This window comes from Kitasatospora sp. NPDC091257, assembly GCF_044757675.1.
In the GTDB taxonomy this organism is placed as follows: domain Bacteria; phylum Actinomycetota; class Actinomycetes; order Streptomycetales; family Streptomycetaceae; genus Kitasatospora; species Kitasatospora lactacystinica.
On the sequence record NZ_JBIVVI010000862.1, the window covers coordinates 1 to 4,050 of the forward strand.

The window sequence follows — 4,050 nt, forward strand, 5'->3', positions numbered from 1 at the left end:
GCCTTGAGTTTGTCCACGCCGACGCCATGGAACTGCCCTACGAATCCGGGGCGTTGGCGAGCTGGTCGGCGGTCAGGCCGGTCTGGGCGGTGTCGGCGGGTGTGACCGGTGCGAACGCGGGCGGGCGGATCAGGGAGGTGCTGCGGCCCCTCTCCTGCCAGGTGCCGTTGTGTAGGCGTAGGGCCAGGGCCGCAACCTCGATGGGCTGGGCCGGGCGGCCGGTGGGGGTGGTCGTCTCGAAGTCGACGATGATGAACGTCGTCGCCCGAAAGTCCGGGTCCCCGGTCAGGGCCATGTGTCCACCGTTTCCTCGAGTTCTTCGGCCGTCGTGTGCCGGGCGCGGTGCCGCGCCGGGACGAGCATGCCCGCGTAGGTGCCGCCCTGGTGTCCGTTCACTCTTCGGTGAGGGCCCGCACGGCCCGGGTCGCGGCCTCCAGGCTGGGCGCGTTCCAGTGGTGTTCGCCCGTCCACCTCTCGCACAGCGCCTGGTACAGGTTGGTCATCGCGGGGACGAACGCGGGCGGCAGCGAGGCGGGCTGGGGCCATTGGCGGCGGGGGACGCCGTCGGCGATCAGCCGGCCGACGGGCACCTCGTTGCCGGAGCGCACGTACCAGTCGCGCAGGATCTGCTTGCCGCAGTGCACGCCGTCGAACATCAGGCGGCTCTCGTCCGGGGTGCCGGGGCTGTCCGCGAGCAGCAGTTCCTGGTTGCCCGTCACCAGGAACTCGGTCTTGCCGTCGCAGTGGTTCAGCCCGACGCCGGCCGCGTGGTCGCTCAGCACGCCGTTGACCGCGATGGTGCTCTCGCGTAGGACACGGAAGAGGCGGTCGTCGAGGCCGGAGAGGCGCTGGGCGTCGGCGCGGGTCAGGAAGCGGTTGACCGGCTCGCGGGTGGTGGCGTACTCGATGGTCGGCTGCGGGAGCCGTTCGCCGACGGCGGGGACCGCGTCGAGGCCGAGGTCGGCCGGGCTCAGGTCGCCGGAGGCCAGGCGCCGGTGGACGGAGCTGCCGGGCGGGAGTTCGTTGCGGAAGAGGACCTGCAGCGGCAGGAGGTAGTTGCCCGACTGCGGGGTGGGCGGGTGGTCGAGCGTCTCCGGGAGCCGGGCGAGGCTGAACTCGATCCGGTTCGGGGTGCTCTGGCGCCGGAAGTGCGTGCGCACGCCGGCCTCCTCCAGCAGCGCGAAGTTGAAGACGGCCATCCGGCAGGCCGCTTCGCCCTTGCCGGGGATCGCATCCGGCATCGGGCCGTAGTGGAAGACGCTGTAGCGGTCGGTGTACTCGAACTCGCCGACGCCCTCGCGGGTGGCGGTCGGCGGGCGCAGGACGGTCGTCCGCTTGGTCGAGTGCAGAACGGGCACGGTGCTCCTCGGGTCGGACGGCATGGGTGCCGTCATCGGATCGGGTCGTGGACCGGGCGCGGCCCCGGGATGTCGGCGGGCCGGGCGGCGGGAGCCTGGGGTCCGGCCGGGGCGCTGCTCACCGGGGCGAGGTGGGCGCCAGCCATGGTGAGTACCCGCATGCCCGCCGCGCGGGCGGCGGCGACGCCGTCGGGCGCGTCGTCGACGGCCAGGCAGCGCTCCGGCGTGATGCCCAGCCGGCGGGCGGCGGTGAGGAACAGCTCCGGGTCCGGCTTGCCGTGGGCGGCGTCCTCGCGGGCGACGACGGCCGCGAGGACGCCGCGCAGGCCCAGTGCGTCGAGCCCGGGGCCGACGAGCTGCCGGCTGGCGCCGGAGGCCACGGCGCACGGCAGGCGGGCGGCCCGGGCTCGCCGCAGGAGTTCCACAGTGCACGCGATGGGCGTGATCGTGTGGACCTCGGCCAAGAGGTGGGCGCGGCTACGGGCGATGACCTCGTCGTGGGGCAGCGCCCGGCCGCCGGGCAGCACCGCCAGCAGGTCGCGGATGGACAGCCCGATGTGCCGGGCATACCAGGCGGCATAGAGGGCGACACCGTAGGGCTGCAGGGCGGCGCGCAGCGCGTCCTCGTGTCCCTGGCGGGTGTCGGCGAGGGTGCCGTCGAAGTCGAGGATCAGGGCGCCGATGCCCTCGTCGAGTGCGGGCACGCAGCCGCGCCCGCCCGGGCAGGACGGCGGCTGGCGGCTGCCCGTGCTCATGCCGCGGCCTCGGTGGCGCACCGGCCGCAGCACAGGCAGGCGGCTCCGGAGCCCTGCCAGGGTGCGGTCAGGCAGTCCAGGTCTCCGCCGCTGTCGCGGATCCAGGTGCGGATTCGGTCGGCGGCTTCGTACTCGTCGACGTGGCGGCGGTCCACGATGCGGTAACGGACGGGGTCGGTGGCGGCGAGCCGTTCGAAGAGCGCGGACGCCTCGCTCATGAACCGGGCCTGCTCTTCGGTGAACGTGAGCCGGTCGCGCTGCTGGGCACGCTTGAGCGCTTCGGTGGGGTCGTCGGTGACGAGGATGGTGAGGTCGGGCAGCGGCCGCCAGGAGGCGGCGAGGTGGAGCAGGTCCGTGGCGGTGTGCAGGGCGGCGTCCGGGTCGTCGGGGTGCAGGAGCAGGGCCTGGCACACGGCGGTGGTGTCGACGCTGCGGCCCTCCACGACGGCCTGACCTCGCGTCAGGTCGGGCAGGACGGTGTCCAGGTCGTGGCGTTTGATGGCCATGAGGAGCAGGGCCTCGGCCATCGGGGTGCCGCCGCGCAGGAACGGGTCGCCGATGCTGGCCTGGCGCAGCGCCTGCAGCAGCGCCTCGCCCAGGCCGGGGCGGCCGCCGGCGCGTTGGGAGAACTCGTCCAGCATCACCGGCTTGCCGTCGAGGGCTTCGACGGCGCGGTTGGTGAGGTAGGTCTTGCCGACACCGTTGAGGCCCTCGGCGGAGATCAGCGGGCCGCGGCGGCAGCGCCTTCGGCGCGGTGTGGTGGTCATGCTGCGATGTCCTATCGGAGAGGGCGGGCCGCCGCAGCGGGTGCGGCGGCCCGGGCTTCGGGGTGTGCGGTCAGCCGCTCCACTCGGAGCTCGCGCGGGTGATGACGGTGGCGTAGCGGTCGAGGACCGCTTCGTCGTCGCGGTCGGTCAAGACGACGGCCAGGGTGCGCTCCAGGATCTGGGCGGCGCCGCGGCACGGCGGCCGGGCGCCGCCAGCGAACATCGGGCGCGTGTCGCACGGGACCAGACGGAAGGTGCCAGTGGAGTTCGGCACGCCGCGCTGGGCGAGGTGCTCGGCGAACGCGCGCGGGCGCGGCAGGCCGATCGCCAGGAGCGGGGAGTAGTGGTTCCACGTCTCGTCGGTGGCCGGGCGGATCGGGATGAGGCCGCGGGCGCCGGCCAGGGCGTGCAGCAGGTACGCGCTTTGGGCGCGGCGGCGTTCCAGCAGGGCCGGGAGGCGGTGCAGGTTGGCGTGGGCGAGGGCGGCGAGGGGCTCGGCCAGGCGGGCGTTGACGGCGAGTTGCTGCTGGGGGCGGCCGCCGGGCGGTGGTGTGAGCCAGTGCCCGCGAAAGGCCCGGGCCCGGGCGGCCAGGTCGGCATCGTCGGTCACGACGAAGCCGCCTTCCCCGCTCCAGAGGATCTTGCCGTCCTTCATGCTGAAGCACCCGGCGATGCCGCCGGTGCCGGCCGCGATGCCGGCGCGTGAGGTCCCGGCGGCCTGGGCGGCGTCCTCCACCACGGCCAGGTTGTGGCGGGAGGCGAAGGCGGCCAGCGTGGCCGGGTCGCCCATCCGCCCCCACAGGTGCACTGGGACAATCGCCCTGGTCCTGTCCGTGACCTTGGCGGCGGCGTCCGCGTAGTCCATATCGAGCGTGGCGGGGTCGCTGTCGACGAACACCGGGGTGGCACCGAGCTGGACGACGGGGGCGGCGGTCATGATCACGGTGAGCGCCGGCACCAGGACCTCGTCGCCGGGCTGGATGCCAGCCGCGAACAGCGCGGCGTGCAGCGCGGCGGTCCCGGAGTTCACCGCGACCGCGTACCGGGTGCCGAACACGCCGCTCAGGTCGCGCTCGAACGCGTCGGCGCACTCGGCGTGGGCCGGGTCGGGCATGTGGGTCAGCGCCTCCCGTACCCCGGCACCGAGGGCGTCCGCCGCGGGCAGCGGGG

Annotated in this window: 5 protein-coding genes; all 5 read right to left on the reverse strand. The window is 74.3% G+C overall.

The features are described from left to right. Positions 1–37: 37 nt before the first annotated feature. On the reverse strand, positions 38–295 hold the full coding sequence (locus ACIQOV_RS30960; RefSeq protein WP_401053940.1) for a hypothetical protein: 258 nt from the start codon (positions 293–295) through the stop codon (positions 38–40). 97 nt (positions 296–392) lie between these two features. Continuing rightward, the gene (locus tag ACIQOV_RS30965; protein ID WP_401053941.1) at positions 393–1,358 is read right to left on the reverse strand and encodes a phosphoribosylaminoimidazolesuccinocarboxamide synthase; all 966 of its coding nucleotides are present in this window, start codon (positions 1,356–1,358) and stop codon (positions 393–395) included. Between the two features lie 32 nt (positions 1,359–1,390). Continuing rightward, positions 1,391–2,113 carry an HAD family phosphatase gene (locus ACIQOV_RS30970; RefSeq protein WP_331768853.1) on the reverse strand — a complete coding sequence of 241 codons (723 nt, stop codon included), beginning with the start codon at positions 2,111–2,113 and terminating at the stop codon, positions 1,391–1,393. Beyond that, positions 2,110–2,880: a thymidylate kinase gene (locus ACIQOV_RS30975; protein ID WP_331768700.1), complete on the reverse strand. Its 771-nt coding sequence runs from the start codon at positions 2,878–2,880 to the stop codon at positions 2,110–2,112. Before ACIQOV_RS30975 ends, ACIQOV_RS30970 begins: the two co-directional genes overlap by 4 nt. Before the next feature lie 70 nt (positions 2,881–2,950). Then, positions 2,951–4,050, reverse strand: a 1,100-nt coding sequence (locus tag ACIQOV_RS30980; RefSeq protein ID WP_401053943.1) for a DegT/DnrJ/EryC1/StrS family aminotransferase, incomplete at its 5' end; no start/stop codon positions are given.